Origin of the sequence: Nonomuraea zeae (assembly GCF_005889725.1) — a bacterium.
Lineage (GTDB): Bacteria > Actinomycetota > Actinomycetes > Streptosporangiales > Streptosporangiaceae > Nonomuraea > Nonomuraea zeae.
Map to the genome: position 1 here is coordinate 1 of NZ_VCKX01000302.1, position 14287 is coordinate 14287.

At 68.9% G+C, this 14287-nt stretch carries 13 protein-coding genes and 1 pseudogene; 7 read left to right on the forward strand and 7 right to left on the reverse strand.

Features of this window, described 5'->3' with window-relative positions; translation table 11 throughout:
- Nucleotides 1-1016 (forward strand): annotated as a pseudogene (locus ETD85_RS63925) (hypothetical protein); the annotation flags it as partial.
- A 164-nt stretch (nt 1017-1180) separates the two neighbouring features.
- Here the strand turns inward: ETD85_RS63925 and ETD85_RS51235 are convergent.
- From ETD85_RS51235 to ETD85_RS51265, 7 genes are all read right to left on the reverse strand, one after another.
- On the reverse strand, nt 1181-1933 hold the full coding sequence (locus ETD85_RS51235; RefSeq protein ID WP_138697128.1) for a succinate dehydrogenase/fumarate reductase iron-sulfur subunit: 753 nt from the start codon (nt 1931-1933) through the stop codon (nt 1181-1183).
- Nucleotides 1930-3831 (reverse strand): fumarate reductase/succinate dehydrogenase flavoprotein subunit, encoded by a 1902-nt coding sequence (locus ETD85_RS51240; protein WP_138697129.1) that lies wholly within the window; start codon nt 3829-3831, stop codon nt 1930-1932. Before ETD85_RS51240 ends, ETD85_RS51235 begins: the two co-directional genes overlap by 4 nt.
- A 12-nt stretch (nt 3832-3843) precedes the next feature.
- A complete protein-coding gene (locus tag ETD85_RS51245) occupies nt 3844-4629 on the reverse strand; it encodes a hypothetical protein (RefSeq protein ID WP_138697130.1) in 786 nt (261 codons plus the stop codon).
- Between the two features lie 193 nt (nt 4630-4822).
- On the reverse strand, nt 4823-5272 hold the full coding sequence (locus tag ETD85_RS51250) for a response regulator (RefSeq protein WP_138697131.1): 450 nt from the start codon (nt 5270-5272) through the stop codon (nt 4823-4825).
- Complete coding sequence (locus tag ETD85_RS51255; protein ID WP_138697132.1) at nt 5265-6410, reverse strand: sensor histidine kinase; 1146 nt, start codon at nt 6408-6410, stop codon at nt 5265-5267. The genes ETD85_RS51250 and ETD85_RS51255 overlap by 8 nt, the downstream gene beginning before the upstream one ends.
- Complete coding sequence (locus ETD85_RS51260; protein WP_138697133.1) at nt 6407-7540, reverse strand: PP2C family protein-serine/threonine phosphatase; 1134 nt, start codon at nt 7538-7540, stop codon at nt 6407-6409. Before ETD85_RS51260 ends, ETD85_RS51255 begins: the two co-directional genes overlap by 4 nt.
- Before the next feature lie 33 nt (nt 7541-7573).
- Nucleotides 7574-8503 carry a LysR family transcriptional regulator gene (locus ETD85_RS51265; RefSeq protein WP_138697134.1) on the reverse strand — a complete coding sequence of 310 codons (930 nt, stop codon included), beginning with the start codon at nt 8501-8503 and terminating at the stop codon, nt 7574-7576.
- Nucleotides 8504-8755: 252 nt separating this feature from the next.
- Between ETD85_RS51265 and ETD85_RS51270 the strand changes: the two genes are divergently transcribed.
- The 6 genes from ETD85_RS51270 to ETD85_RS51295 all read left to right on the forward strand — a co-directional run bounded on the left by ETD85_RS51270 (nt 8756) and on the right by ETD85_RS51295 (nt 14112).
- Nucleotides 8756-9388, forward strand: coding sequence for a succinate dehydrogenase cytochrome b subunit (locus ETD85_RS51270; RefSeq protein WP_240779975.1), 633 nt, complete (start codon nt 8756-8758; stop codon nt 9386-9388).
- Entirely contained in the window at nt 9385-11307 is a 1923-nt protein-coding gene (locus tag ETD85_RS51275; protein ID WP_138697136.1) for a fumarate reductase/succinate dehydrogenase flavoprotein subunit, read from the forward strand. The genes ETD85_RS51270 and ETD85_RS51275 overlap by 4 nt, the downstream gene beginning before the upstream one ends.
- On the forward strand, nt 11304-12044 hold the full coding sequence (locus ETD85_RS51280; protein ID WP_138697137.1) for a succinate dehydrogenase/fumarate reductase iron-sulfur subunit: 741 nt from the start codon (nt 11304-11306) through the stop codon (nt 12042-12044). Before ETD85_RS51275 ends, ETD85_RS51280 begins: the two co-directional genes overlap by 4 nt.
- 193 nt (nt 12045-12237) lie before the next feature.
- Complete coding sequence (locus ETD85_RS51285; protein ID WP_206059405.1) at nt 12238-12429, forward strand: thioredoxin domain-containing protein; 192 nt, start codon at nt 12238-12240, stop codon at nt 12427-12429.
- 191 nt (nt 12430-12620) lie between these two features.
- Nucleotides 12621-13271: a hypothetical protein gene (locus ETD85_RS51290; RefSeq protein WP_138697138.1), complete on the forward strand. Its 651-nt coding sequence runs from the start codon at nt 12621-12623 to the stop codon at nt 13269-13271.
- A 268-nt stretch (nt 13272-13539) separates the two neighbouring features.
- Nucleotides 13540-14112 carry an RNA polymerase sigma factor gene (locus tag ETD85_RS51295; RefSeq protein WP_240779976.1) on the forward strand — a complete coding sequence of 191 codons (573 nt, stop codon included), beginning with the start codon at nt 13540-13542 and terminating at the stop codon, nt 14110-14112.
- The last annotated feature ends 175 nt before the right edge of the window (nt 14113-14287 follow it).

Genomic DNA, 14287 nt, shown 5'->3' on the forward strand with positions numbered 1-14287 from the left:
CCCCGCAGAACACCCCCACCCAGAACCTCCAGCCGCTGCCCACGCAGAGCGTCGAGGTGCCCGCCCCGTCGGTGACGCCCACCACGGAGCCGTCCGTCGAGATGCCGGCCATCGCGCCGACCGAGACGACCCCCGCCCCGCTGCCGAGCGACACGCAGCCCACCTCCTCCGAGCCGGTGCCGCTGGAGCTGCGTAACGCGGCGCCGGAGTTCGACCAGCGGACTCTGACGCAGAAGCTCAGCATCCCGGCCCTGGTGCTGGTCCTGCTCGCGCTCTTCGCCGTGCTGATCTTCGAGGGCCGGCTGCGCCGGATGGCTCACGCGGCGGCCGTGCGCAAGGCAGGGCCCCAGATGGCCGGCCAGATGGGTGGCGCGGCCATGCCGCCGGGCGGCGGTTACCCCTCGGGGCCCGGCTACGCCACGGCGGGCTTCCCGGCCCCCGGATATCCGGGCGGCACGGCGTACGCGCCGATCATCAGCTTCGTGCCGGTGCAGACCTATCCGACCGGCCAGCCCCAGTACGGCGGCTACCAGGACCCCGGGCACCCCTACCCGCACCAGGGCTACCCGCAGGAGCCGCCGACGGCCGCCGCGCAGGAGCCCGTGGTGCTGCACCCGGACGAGTTCGACTCCTACAGTCACGAGCCGCCGCGGCAGAGCGAGTACCGCGACCCGTTCGAGCCGCTGGTCCCGGCGGTCCCGCCGCCGTCGGACATCCCGCCGGGCGGCGCGAGCCCGTACGAGGACGACGGCCAGGAGCGCCCGCTCGGCCCCGCGTCGGCGGCGGAGCCAGGTGACTCGGAGCCCTGGGCGACGGGGCCGTCGCTGTTCGAGCCGGCCGCCGCGCGCGACTACGAGCCGCCGCCCTACCTGCCGCCGGACGAGGACGTAACGGCCGTCCAGCCGCTCCCGCCGCCGCAGGAGCAGCCGCCGCCGGGCCAGGAGCAGCAGGAGCCGCTGGAGCCCACGAAGGAGATGCCGGACCCCAAGCGCAAGCGCTGGGGCCGGTCCAAGTGACGCGGCGAGCCGGGTAGGCAAGGCGGGGTTCGAGCAAGTGACGCGGGCCGGGTTGACGGCGCGAGTTTCCAGCGAGTGCCGCCCGCCGATCAGGCGGCGCGAGTTTCGAGTGGCAACACGAAAGCCGGGGCCCTGACCGGGCCCCGGCTTCCTCGTTCAGCGGCCTACTTGGCGCGCTTGAAGATCTTGTTGCCGAGCCACACCAGCGGGTCGTACTTCCGGTCCACCACGCGCTCCTTCATCGGGATCAGCGCGTTGTCGGTGATCTTGATGTGCTCGGGGCAGACCTCGGTGCAGCACTTGGTGATGTTGCAGTAGCCGAGCCCGTGCTCCTCCTGGGCCGCCTCCTGCCGGTCCGCCACGTCGTACGGGTGCATGTCCAGCTCGGCGATCCGCATGAGGAAGCGCGGACCGGAGAAGTTGGACTTGTTCTCCTCGTGGTCGCGGATCACGTGACAGACGTTGTTGCACATGAAGCACTCGATGCACTTGCGGAACTCCTGCGAGCGCTCGACATCGACCTGCTTCATCCGGTATTCGCCGGGCCGCACGCCGGCCGGCGGCGTGAAGGACGGGACTTCCCGGGCCTTCTGGTAGTTGTAGCTCACGTCGGTGACGAGGTCCTTGATGACCGGGAACGTCCGCATCGGCGTGACCGTGATGGTCTCGTCCTCCTCGAAGGTGGACATGCGGGTCATGCAGCCCAGCCGCGGCTTGCCGTTGATCTCCATGCTGCACGAGCCGCACTTGCCGGCCTTGCAGTTCCAACGCACGGCGAGGTCGGGCGCCTGGGTGGCCTGGAGCCGGTGGATGATGTCGAGGACGACCTCGCCCTCGTTCACCTCGACGGTGAAGTCCTCGAGCTTGCCCTCGCCGCCCTCACCCCGCCAGACCTTGAACTTTGCCTTGTAGCTCATGACTTCGCTATCCCGTCGAACTCGGCCATCTCTTCGTCGGTGAGGTACTTCTTCAGCTCGTCCCTGTCGAAAAGGGTGATCAGGTCGTCCCGCATGGACGGCTGGATCCTCTCCTCGACCTTGACGGCGGAACCGTCCTCGGTGGAGCAGACGAGCAGCTTGCGGCGCCAGTCAGGGTTCATCCCCGGGAAGTCGTCGCGGGTGTGACCGCCGCGGCTCTCCTCGCGCAGCAGCGCGGCCTTGGCCACGCACTCCGACACCAGCACCATGTTGCGCAGGTCGATCGCGAGGTGCCAGCCGGGGTTGTAGATGCGGGAGCCGGCCGCCCCGACGAGCTGGACGCGCTCCCTGAGCTTCTCCACGACCCCCAGGGCCTCCGAGACCTCCTCGGCCTTGCGGATGATGCCGACCAGCTCGTTCATGGTCCGCTGGAGCTCGTGGTGGACCTCATAGGGGTTCTCGCCGCTGCGGCCCAGCGGCGCCAGGGCCTCCTCGCGGGCCTCCTCGACGAGCTCCGCCTTGACCTTGGGCCGGGCGGCCAGCCCGTCGATGTACGCCGCCGCGCCCGCGCCGGCCCGGCGCCCGAACACCAGCAGGTCGGACAGCGAGTTGCCGCCCAGCCGGTTGGAGCCGTGCATGCCGCCGGAGACCTCGCCGGCCGCGAACAGCCCGGGGACCGCCGCCGCGCCGGTGTCGGCGTCCACCTCGACGCCGCCCATGATGTAGTGGCAGGTCGGGCCCACCTGCATGGGCTCGGCGGTGATGTCGACGTCGGCCAGCTCCTTGAACTGGTGGTGCATCGACGGCAGCCGCTTCTTGATCTCCTCGGCGGGCAGCCGGGTGGAGACGTCGAGGAAGACGCCGCCTTGGGGTGAGCCGCGACCGGCCTTCACCTCGGCGTTGATCGCGCGGGCCACCTCGTCACGCGGCAGCAGCTCCGGCGGGCGCCGGTTGTTGGCCTGGTCGGTGTACCAGCGGTCGCCCTCCTCCTCGGTGGTCGCGTACTTGTCCTTGAACACCTCGGGGATGTAGTCGAACATGAAGCGCTTGCCCTCGGAGTTGCGCAGCACGCCGCCGTCGCCCCGTACGGACTCGGTGACGAGGATGCCGCGCACGGACGGCGGCCAGACCATCCCCGTGGGGTGGAACTGGATGAACTCCATGTTGATCAGGTTCGCGCCGGCGAGGAGGGCCAGGGCGTGGCCGTCGCCGGTGTACTCCCAGGAGTTGGAGGTGACGACGTACGACTTGCCGATGCCGCCGGTGGCGAGGACCACGGCCGGCGCGTCGAAGAGCACGAAGTTGCCCGTCTCGCGCCAGTAGCCGAACGCGCCGGAGATCGCGTCGCCGTCCTTGAGCAGCCGCGTGACCGTGCACTCGGCGAAGACCTTGATGTAGGCCTCGTAGTCGCCGTGCGTCTCGTAGTCCTCCTGCTGGAGCGCGACGACGCGCTGCTGCAGCGTGCGGATCAGCTCCAGCCCGGTACGGTCGCCCACGTGTGCGAGGCGCGGGTATTCGTGCCCGCCGAAGTTCCGCTGGCTGATCTTGCCGTCCTTGGTGCGGTCGAAGAGCGCGCCCCAGGCCTCCAGCTCCCAGACGCGGTCCGGCGCCTCCTTGGCGTGCAGCTCGGCCATCCGCCAGTTGTTGAGGAACTTGCCGCCCCGCATGGTGTCACGGAAGTGCACCATCCAGTTGTCGTCGGAATTGACGTTGCCCATCGCGGCGGCGGCACCGCCCTCGGCCATGACCGTGTGCGCCTTGCCGAACAGCGACTTGCAGACGATCGCCGTCCTCTTGCCCTGCTGGCGGGCCTCGATCGCGGCACGCAGACCGGCGCCGCCCGCGCCGATGACGACGACGTCGTACTCGTGACGCTCTGTGTTAAGCGAGTTTTCCACTGAAGCTGGTCCTTACGCGTACGGGAAGGCGATGAGGCCCTTGGCCACCAGGCGGACGTACAGGTCGGCGCCCATGACGGAGAACATCGAGGCCCACGCGAGGGGTTGGTGCTTGGCGTTGAGCTTGGACACGAACGTCCAGGCCCGATACCGCAGCGGGTGACGGGAGAAGTGGTTGAGCCTGCCCGCGGTGATGTGCCTGCAGGAGTGGCACGACAGCGTGTAGGCGTTGATCAGGACGGCGTTGAGTATCAGGATCCAGGTGCCCAGGCCGTCCGGCTTGTGGATGAGTGCCAGGACGGCGTCGTAGGCCAGGACGAGGCCGATCACGATGGCCGCGTAGAAGAAGTACCTGTGGACGTTCTGCAGGATCAGCGGGAAGCGCCGCTCGCCGGTGTACTTGCCGTGCGGCTCCTGGACGGCGCAGGCCGGCGGCGAGAGCCAGAACGAGCGATAGTACGACTTGCGGTAGTAATAGCAGGTCAGCCGGAACCCGCCGGGCAGGCCGAGGATCAGCAGGCCCGGTGGCAAGGTCCACCAGTCACCGATCGGCGCCCAGCCGAACAGCCGCGCGCCCTCGGGACACGACGTGCTCAGACAGGGTGACGAGAACGGGGCTATGTACGGATCGACGAAGTAGCTGTTGTCGATGATGGCCCATACACCGTAGACGAGGAACGAGCTGAGCCCGAGGAACGTCAGTAGCGGGACCAGCCACCATCTGTCTGTGCGCAGGGTGCGCACTTTGACTTGCGCACGCTGCCTTCTGACCGGAGCGTCGGGCGTCGTCTGGGTCATCGCGGACCTCTCCACCTCCCGCGGACCCGTCGCGCAGGGGGTCCGTGGCTTTCGTTTCGCTGGGCGCGCGTACGGCTTGCATCCGCTCAGGCGCGCATTGGTGGGGGATACGTTACGACGACCGCATGGAGATTTGTGAGCGGGGTCACTCACTTTTTCGATGACCCGCTGTGATTCCTGTCACGTATGCCCGTCAGAGGCGCTGCCCCTGGACCGGCAGCTTCACAACTGTCACAAAGAAATCATCTATTTGACGGACAACACGGATAAATTGCTCAAAATCCACCGGTTTTGCGACGTATGCGTTGGCGTGCAACCGGTAGCTGTGCAGGATGTCCTCCTCCGCCTCCGACGTCGTCAGGATCACCACGGGGATCGTCCGTAACACGGCGTCGGCCTTGACCTCGGCCAGCACCTCCATGCCGCCCATCCTGGGCAGATTGAGGTCGAGCAGGATGAGGTCGGGGCGCGGCACGCCGGCGTAGGACTCCTCCTGCCGCAGGAAGGCCATCGCCTGCTCGCCGTCATTCACCACGTGCAGCCGGTTGCGCACCTTGTTGAGGTCGAAGGCCTCCTTGGTGAGCAGGATGTCGCCCTGGTCGTCCTCCACCAGGAGCACCTCGATCGGGCGCCATTCAGTCATCGTCGTCTCCTGCCGGGGGTAGCGTCCAACGGAAAGTCGCGCCCCGGCCCGCCGCGTCGCCGTCGAGCCACAGCGTGCCGCCGTGATATTCGACGATCTTGCGGCAGAGGGCCAGGCCGATGCCGGTGCCCGGATAGACGTCGCGGGCGTGGAGCCGCTGGAAGATGAGGAAGATGCGGTCGGCGTACTTCGGCTCGACCCCGATGCCGTTGTCCGCGCAGCTGAGCTCCCACATGGCGCCGGAACGCACCGCCCCAATGTGGATGCGCGGCGCCTCGTCCGAGCGGAACTTGACGGCGTTCTCGATCAGATTCTGGAAGAGCTGGGTGAGCTGCAGCCGGTTGCCGGTGACGGCGGGCAGGTCGTCCCTGGTGATGACGGCCCCGGTGTCCTCGATCGTGGCCGAGAGGTTCTCCAAGGCGGTGTCCAGGGCCGCGCCCGACTCGACGACGGTCTTCTCGCCGGTGACCCGGCCGACCCTGGAGAAGTCGAGCAGGTCGTTGATCAGCAGTTGCATGCGCTTGGCGCCGTCCACCGCGTAGTAGATGTACTGCTTGGCCCGCTCGTCCAGCTGGGGGCCGTAGCGCTGCTCCAGCATCTGCGTGAAGCTGGCGACCTTGCGCAGCGGCTCCTGCAGGTCGTGGCTGGCCACGTACGCGAACTGCTCCAGCTCGCCGTTCGACCTGCGCAGCTCCTCGGCCTGGTCGGAGGCGACCCGCCAGGCCGAGACGATCCGCGCGCGCATGGAGTCGATGTGGCTGGACAGCTCCGCCAGCTCCGCGGGCCGGTCGACGTGCAGGGCGTGGTCGAAGTCGCCGCCGGCGACCGTACGCACCTGCTCGGTGAGCTGGGCGACGGGCTTCAGCACGGCGTGGCGGACGATGAGCGCGAGCCCGACGCCGCAGGCGAGCAGCACCGCGAACAGCACGATCAGCGCCACGTTCAGCTCCTGGAGCTGCGCGGTCACCTCGGGCCGAGGGTTCAGATCGAAGGCCCCCGAGAGCAGGACCATGATGACCACGACCCCGGTGACGAACGCGACGCCGGCCACCGCCCCGATGAACAGGAACCAGCGGGCGGCCGGCAGCCTGCCCAGCCCCGTCGGCTCCCTGGGAGGGGGCAGCGGGTGAATGCTCATGCTTTCCTCCTGCTGACCAGGACCACGGCCAGATCGTCGCTCAGGGTGCCCACATGCGTGATCAGCCGGTCGAGGTCGATCGCGCCGTGCTCGCGGACGAGGTCGAGCAGGCCGTCCACGCCGAGCAGCTCGTTGCGCTCGCCCACGGCCGCCTCGATCAGGCCGTCGGTGTAGAGCATCATGGACCATTTGTCGCCCAGCGACACCTCGATCACCGACCATTCGACATCGGGGAAGATCCCGAGCGGCGGGCCGGACGGGCCGCCGGCGACCACCTCGACGGCGCCGTCGCGCACCAGCACCGGCGGCGGGTGGCCGACCACGCGCAAGGTGGCGTGGCGCAGGTCGGGGGCGATCGTGGCCATGCAGAGCGTGGTGAAGATCTCGGGGGCCTTGCGCTCCGCGCGCAGCAGGGCGTCGAGCGTGCGCAGCAGCGTGTCGCCGGTCTGCCCGGCCAGCACCAGCGTGCGCCAGGCGATGCGCAGCGCCACGCCCAGCGCGGCCTCGTCCGGCCCGTGCCCGCAGACGTCGCCGACCACGATGTGCACCGCGCCGTCCGGCGTCTGCACCGTGTCGAGGAAGTCGCCGGCCAGGGTCCCGCCGCTGCCCGGCAGGTATCGCGTGGTGTGGTCGATCTCGCTGGTGTGCAGCAGCTTGACGGGCAGCAGGCCGCTCTGCAGCCGGGCGTTCTCCTTGGCGGTCAGCTCCGCCTGCACGAGCCTGAGCTGGGCCAGGTCGGCCCGCTTGCGCTCCATCGCGTACCGGATGGACCTGGCCAGCAGCCGCGCGTCGATGTCCTGTTTGACCAGGTAGTCCTGGGCACCGGCCTGGACGGCGGCGACGCCCACGTGCACGTCCCTGAGGCCGGTGAGCACCAGCACGGCCGCGTGCGGCGCCAGCCCCAGCACCTCCTCCAGCGCCTCCAGCCGGCTGGCGTCCGGGAGCGAGAGATCGACGAGCACGCACTGGATCCTGGAGGTCAGCTTGGTCTTGGCCTCCTGCAGGCTCCGCGCCCGGAAGATCCTCGGTGGTGCCTCGGCCTCGTCGAGCAGCTCCTCGACGAGGAAGGCGTCGCCGTCATCGTCCTCGATGAGTAACAGCGTCAGCGTTTCGGAAAGATTTGCCGTCACACACGCCTCACCGGAGAGTCGGACCGTTGCTGCTCATTCTGCGATGAGCTCGACCCCTTGCGGAAGCGTGCCTTCGTGCCCGGCTTCCACCACGAAGGACAGCAGGATCTCCCTGAACGCCTGGGCCGCCCTGGTGAGCTCGACGTCCTTGCGGTGGGCCAGCGCGATCGTCCTGCTCAGCCCGGGTGGCGCCAGCGGCGTGCCGGACAGCCCCGGACGCCCGTCGAGCACCATCGAGGGCACCACGGCCACCCCCAGCCCCGCCTCCACGAACCGCAGGACCGCGTCCATCTCCCCGCCCTGCACCGCGAACCGGGGCTCGAACCCGGCCTGCCGGCACGCCGCCAGCGTCGCCTCCCGCAGGTCGTAGCCGCGCCTGAACATCACCATCGGCCGGCCGCGCAGGTCCCCGATCTCCAGGTACGGCCCGCGCACCTGCTCGTGGGATGGCGCGACGACCACGAGGTTCTCCCGCAGGATCTCCTCGGTCACCAGGGAGGGGTCGTCGCTCTGCAGCGGCATGATGATCAGCGACAGGTCGAGCTGCCCCCTGGCCAGCGCCCGGACCAGGTCGCGCGAGCCGCCCTCCTCGACCAGCAGCTCGATCCCCGGGTACGCGCGGTGGAAACGGGCCAGCGCGTCGGCCAGCAGCCCGGCGCAGAGGGAGGGCGTGGCGCCAAGGCGCACGCGGCCCCGGCGCAGCCCCGCGAGCTGGGCCACCTCCTGCCTGGCGGTGTCGGCGTCGGCCAGGATCCGGCGGGCCAGCGGCAGCAGCGCCTCGCCCGCGGGGGTCAGCGTGACGTTCCCGCGCGCGCGGGAGAACAGCGGGGCGCCGAGATCGGTCTCCAGGGCCTTGATCTGCTTGCTGAGGGAGGGCTGGGCGACCCGCATGCGCTCGGCCGCCTGAGTGAAATGCCTGGCCTCCGCCACCGCCACGAAGTACGCGAGCTGCTGCAACTGCATGTGATATTCCTCGCACCCGCCGGGCCGCCGTGCTCCGGCGGACCGTACAAACCAAGGAATCATAGCCCATGGCTATCGAAACCAGATCGATGATGACTTGGACGGATCATCCCAGGTTACGTAGCTTCTCAAGACGTGACTGCCACGATAGAACGCGGGTCCGCTACCGCGCCTGTTACCGCTCCCAAGAACGCTCCAACGCGCAAGAGGTCCAGCGGGTTCCTGGGCTCGTCGAACGGCAAGAAAGTCGTCATGGCCGTCACCGGGGCCGTGATGGTGCTCTTCCTGGTCCTCCACATGCTGGGGAACCTCAAGATCTTCTTCGGCCGCGACTCCTTCAACGAGTACGCCCACGCGCTGCGCACGCTGCTCGAGCCGATCGCGCCCTACCGCACGGTCCTGACGATCCTGGAGATCGGGCTCGTCGCCTCCGTCGTCCTGCACATGTGGGCCGCGATCTCGCTGGCCCGCCGCGCGGGCAAGGCCAGGCCGGTGAAGTACGTGGCCAAGAAGTCGCAGGCCAGTGGCTACACGACGCACATCATGCGGTTCGGCGGCCTGACGATCCTGCTCTTCGTGATCTGGCACCTGCTCGACCTCACCTTCGGCGTCGTGAACCCCAAGGGCTTCGACTCCGCCCCCGCCGACCGGATGATCGCCGGCTTCGACGCGTCCCGGTGGTGGGTCACGCTCATCTACCTCGTGGCCGTCGTCATGGTCGGCCTGCACCTGCGGCACGGGATCTGGAGCGCCTTCCAGACGCTCGGCTGGGCCAACCGCACCCGCTACAAGGCACTGAAGGCCGGTGCCGGCCTGGTCTCGGCGGTCCTGGTCATCGGGTTCCTCGCGCCGCCTCTTGCGATCACGTTCGGAGTTGTGAAGTGAAGTACACCGAAGGCTCGGAGATCCGGGACGAGAAGGCGCCTGCCGGTCCCATCGAGGAGCGGTGGGAGAAGCGCAAGTTCGGGGCGAAGCTCGTCAACCCGGCCAACAAGCGCAAGCTCAACGTGATCGTGGTCGGCACCGGCCTGGCCGGCGGGTCCGCCGCCGCGACGCTGGGCGAGCTGGGCTACAACGTCAAGTCCTTCTGCTACCAGGACACGCCGCGCCGCGCGCACTCCATCGCCGCCCAGGGCGGGATCAACGCCGCGAAGAACTACCGCGGCGACGGCGACAGCATCTACCGCCTCTTCTACGACACGGTGAAGGGCGGCGATTTCCGCGCCCGCGAGTCGAACGTCTACCGCCTGGCCCAGGTCTCGGTGAACATCATCGACCAGGCCGTGGCGCAGGGTGTGCCGTTCGCCCGCGAGTACGGAGGCCTGCTCGACACGCGCTCGTTCGGCGGCGCCCAGGTCTCGCGCACGTTCTACGCCCGGGGCCAGACGGGGCAGCAGTTGCTGCTGGGGGCGTACCAGGCGCTGGAGCGGCAGATCGCGGCCGGGACCGTGGAGATGCACACCCGGCACGAGATGCTCGACCTGATCATCTCCGACGGGCGGGCGCGCGGCGTCATCGTCCGCGACATGGTGACGGGCGAGATCGAGCGCCACCTCGCCGACGCCGTGGTGCTGGCCACGGGCGGCTACGGAAACGTGTTCTTCCTGTCCACGAACGCCAAGGGCTGCAACACCACGGCGATCTGGCGGGCGCACGAGCGCGGCGCGTACTTCGCCAACCCCTGCTACACGCAGATCCACCCCACCTGCATCCCGGTGTCGGGCGAGTACCAGTCGAAGCTGACGCTGATGTCGGAGTCGCTGCGTAACGACGGCCGCGTCTGGGTGCCGCTGCTCAAGAACGACACCCGCGCCCCCGGGGACATCCCCGAGGAGGAGCGCGACTACTACCTGGAGCGGATCTACCCCGCATTCGGCAACCTCGTCCCCCGGGACATCGCCTCCCGCGCCGCCAAGAACGTCTGCGACGAGGGCCGTGGCGTGGGCCCCGGCGGGCTGGGCGTGTACCTGGACTTCCGCGACGCCATCGGCCGGCTCGGGCGCGACGCCGTGGAGAAGAAGTACGGCAACCTCTTCGAGATGTACGAGCGCATCACCGGCGAGAACCCGTACGACGTGCCGATGCGCATCTACCCGGCCGTCCACTACACGATGGGCGGCCTGTGGGTGGACTACGACCTGCAGTCGACGATCCCCGGGCTCTTCGTCATCGGCGAGGCGAACTTCTCCGACCACGGCGCGAACCGCCTCGGCGCCTCGGCGCTGATGCAGGGCCTCGCCGACGGATATTTCGTCCTTCCCACCACCATCGGTGACTACCTCGCGAACGGCCCGTACGGCGACGTCGACGAGGAGGCCGTGGCGGAGGCCGAGATCAAGGTGCGGACCAAGATCGACCGGCTCATGTCCGTGAACGGCACCCGCACCCCCGACTCCTTCCACCGCGAGCTGGGCAAGCTCATGTGGGACTACTGCGGCATGGAGCGCACCGAGGAGTCCCTGCGCAAGGCGCTGGAGCGCATCCCCGAGCTGCGCGAGGAGTTCTGGCAGAACGTCAAGGTGTCGGGCGCCCCCGAGGAGCTGAACCAGGTCCTGGAGAAGGCCGGGCGCGTCGCCGACTTCTTCGACCTCGCCGAGCTCATGTGCCTGGACGCCCTGGTGCGCACGGAGTCCTGCGGCGGCCACTTCCGCGCCGAGTCCCAGGACGCCGACGGCGAGGCCCTGCGCGACGACGAGAACTTCGCGCACGTCTCGGCGTGGGAGTTCTCCGGCGACGGGCCGGTGCTGCACAAGGAAGCGCTCGAGTACGAGTACGTCAAGATGACCCAGCGGAGCTACAAGTGAACCTGACCCTCAAGGTCTGGCGTCAGAGCGACCCGTCCTCCTCAGGGAAGATGGTGACCTACCGGGTGGAGGACGTGTCCCCGGACATGTCGTTCCTGGAGATGCTGGACGTCCTCAACGAGCGCCTCATCCTGGAGGGCGACGACCCGATCGCCTTCGACCACGACTGCCGCGAGGGCATCTGCGGCATGTGCGGCATGGTCATCAACGGCGTGGCGCACGGCGAGCAGCGCGCGACGACGACGTGCCAGCTCCACATGCGCCACTTCGAGGACGGCGCCACGATCACCATCGAGCCGTGGCGGGCCGCGCCGTTCCCCGTGGTCAAGGACCTGGTGGTGGACCGCAGCGCGTTCGACCGGATCATCCAGGCCGGCGGTTTCGTCTCGGTCCCCGCCGGCTCGGCCCCCGACGCCCACAGCATCCCCGTACGCAAGGAGGACGCGGACTCGGCCTTCGACGCGGCGACGTGCATCGGCTGCGGCGCGTGCGTGGCGGCCTGCCCGAACGGCTCGGCCTCCCTCTTCACCGCCGCCAAGATCACCCACCTGAGCCTGCTCCCGCAGGGCCAGCCCGAGCGCCTGTCGCGCGCGAAGGCGATGGTGGACCAGATGGACGCGGAGGGGTTCGGCGGCTGCACGAACACGGGGGAGTGCACGGCGGTGTGCCCGAAGGGGATTCCGCTGGACACGATCGCGCAGATGAACAGCGACTACCTCAAGGCCAACGCGAAGTAGGCCCGCCCGTTGCCCGGTTACCGGGTGGGCCGGCTGAATCCCGCCCCGAGCGCAAAGGTCTTCGCTCGGGGCGCTTCGCGCTTTTGGGCCTCAGGCTGTTTTGTTCTGGGCGCCTGGCGGCGCAGACCACGCCTTCGGCGTCTCGCGCCCACCCGTTGCCCGGTTACCCGGTGGGCCGACTGATTCCCGCCCCGTGCGCTACACCAAGGTCAACATCTGGAAGGATCCGGCCGCGGCCGCGTTCGTCCGCTCGGTCGCGAACGGGAACGAGACCGTGCCCACCGTGACGGTGGCCGGCCGGGCGATGGTGAACCCGTTCAGGCGGGAGCTGCTCGAAGCGGTCGAGGCGTACGCGCCGAATCTCCTGCATGGCTCAGGAGAATGAGCCGGTGCTTTCGGCGCGATGGGGTGTGCTGAGCGGGTAACCGAAACCCCGGGCATGAGGAAATGTCCGGTGAATGCCCGGTCGCCGTATCTGGTCAAGCTCCGGATCTGAAGCAGAAGATTATCGACAGTCGCGTGGAGCTCGATTAGGCCACGCGATGAGAAACACCGTCACCGAGAAAGGAATGAACGGTGCTGTCGAAATCTCTCTCCCGCCGTCGCTTCTTCGGAACCGCCGGCCGCATACGGGCTTTCGTCCGATGTTCGCTGACTCTGCTCCTGAGTCTCGCCGTGTTATTCGGCGGTGCGACCGTAGCGTCGGCGGCGCAGGAGGACCCCATCGCGGAAGCACTCTCCAGGGTCGCGAACGACACGTGGACCGACGCGGATCTCGACCTGATCCGGTCCGACCCCGAGCTCGCCGGTCAGGTGGCCGACCCGAAGGCGCCCGTGGAAACGGGGGTCGACGCCAGCGAGAAGGAGGAGGCCACGACCTCCGCCATCTGCGGCGCCTGGGTGGACGTCTGGTACCGGAAGAGGAGCCTGCTCGGCTCGACGCTGTACGTGTGGCACCACAGGGTCGTCTACTGCCGCGACGGGGCCCGCGTCACGCGGTGGCAGAACCGGTACGACTACATCACCGATTCCCAGAGCGTGGTCTACGTCCGGGGATTGCAGGTCAATCAGGCCGGCGCGGTCCCCGCTGCCTCGTCGTGGTCGCATCTGCAGCGCATCGTGGAGTTGTGCGTCGTCAAATACGGCTGCTATTCCACCTACAAGCCGCATTCGTTGATCACCGTCAGGGGCAACGGAACTTATACCTACAGCGGCGCCAACGGTTGATCCGGCTTTCCTGGCGAAATCGGCTTATTAGCGCGACCTGATTCTTCCGCCCTGCGGCCGCTTTTCTCGAGAGCGGGCCGTGGGGCGGAATGCTCTTCCCGCGATGGTGGATCCGGCGCCTCCTGCCCGGCGGCGCGGCAGAGGACGGCGGATAGCATCCAGCCCAGGCCGCCGCGGTTCGCGCGGTGCGGGTCGGGGTGTAACAACGGGAGGGCTCGGACCACTTCCTGATGTCAGAAGAACGCATCCGGAACGAAGGGGCTGGGCGGTGACGGATGATGCGCACCGGTTCACCGGCATGTACGACGAATGCCGGCAACGTGTGTGGGCCTACGTGGTCAGTCGCGCGGGACGGCAGGTCGCGGACGAGGTGGTGAGCGAGACGTTCGCGATCGCCTGGCGCCGGCTCGACGACGTGCCCGAGCCGGCGCTCCCATGGCTGCTCGGCGTGGCCCGCAACGTGCTGCGGGACAACGTGCGCGCGGAGCTCCGCAGGGAGGCGCTCGCGGCCGAGCTGCGGGCGTGGACCGAGGGGGACGTGGCCGATCTGGTGACCGAGCGGATGGGGGTGCTGCGGGCGCTGGCCGCGTTGCCGGAGGACGACCGGGAGATCCTCGTCCTCGTCGCGTGGCACGGGCTGTCCCCCAAGGAGGCCGCCCACGTCATCGGGTGCTCGTCGGCGGCGTACCGGGTGCGGCTGCACCGGGCGCGCAAGCGGCTCAAGCAGGAGATGGAGGCCGGGCCCGCCGACGGCGGGGTCCCTGACTCCGCCAGGCGTCCCGGAGCAGCGCAGACGTCGTCCAGGCCCCACGTGCGGAACCTCAGTGAGGAGTGGTCATGAACCCCATTGACGAGCTTCGGGCGGCGAGGCCCGCGCATCTCGGTGACCGGCCGGTGGACGAGCGGACCCGGGCCGTGGAGCTGGCCAGGGCCATGTCGGGGCCGAGGGAGACGCGACAGCGGCGCAGGAAGGCCGCCGTACGCCCCATGTGGGGGCCTGCCTCTTATACACATCT

Bases quoted from the DNA above. Each gene is read 5' to 3' on its own strand.
- ETD85_RS51235 (WP_138697128.1), bottom strand. From the start codon at position 1,933: ATGAGCTACAAGGCAAAGTTCAAGGTCTGGCGGGGTGAGGGCGGCGAG.
- ETD85_RS51245 (WP_138697130.1), bottom strand. From the start codon at position 4,629: ATGACCCAGACGACGCCCGACGCTCCGGTCAGAAGGCAGCGTGCGCAA.
- ETD85_RS51250 (WP_138697131.1), bottom strand. From the start codon at position 5,272: ATGACTGAATGGCGCCCGATCGAGGTGCTCCTGGTGGAGGACGACCAG.
- ETD85_RS51255 (WP_138697132.1), bottom strand. From the start codon at position 6,410: ATGAGCATTCACCCGCTGCCCCCTCCCAGGGAGCCGACGGGGCTGGGC.
- ETD85_RS51265 (WP_138697134.1), bottom strand. From the start codon at position 8,503: ATGCAGTTGCAGCAGCTCGCGTACTTCGTGGCGGTGGCGGAGGCCAGG.
- ETD85_RS51270 (WP_240779975.1), top strand. From the start codon at position 8,756: ATGGCCGTCACCGGGGCCGTGATGGTGCTCTTCCTGGTCCTCCACATG.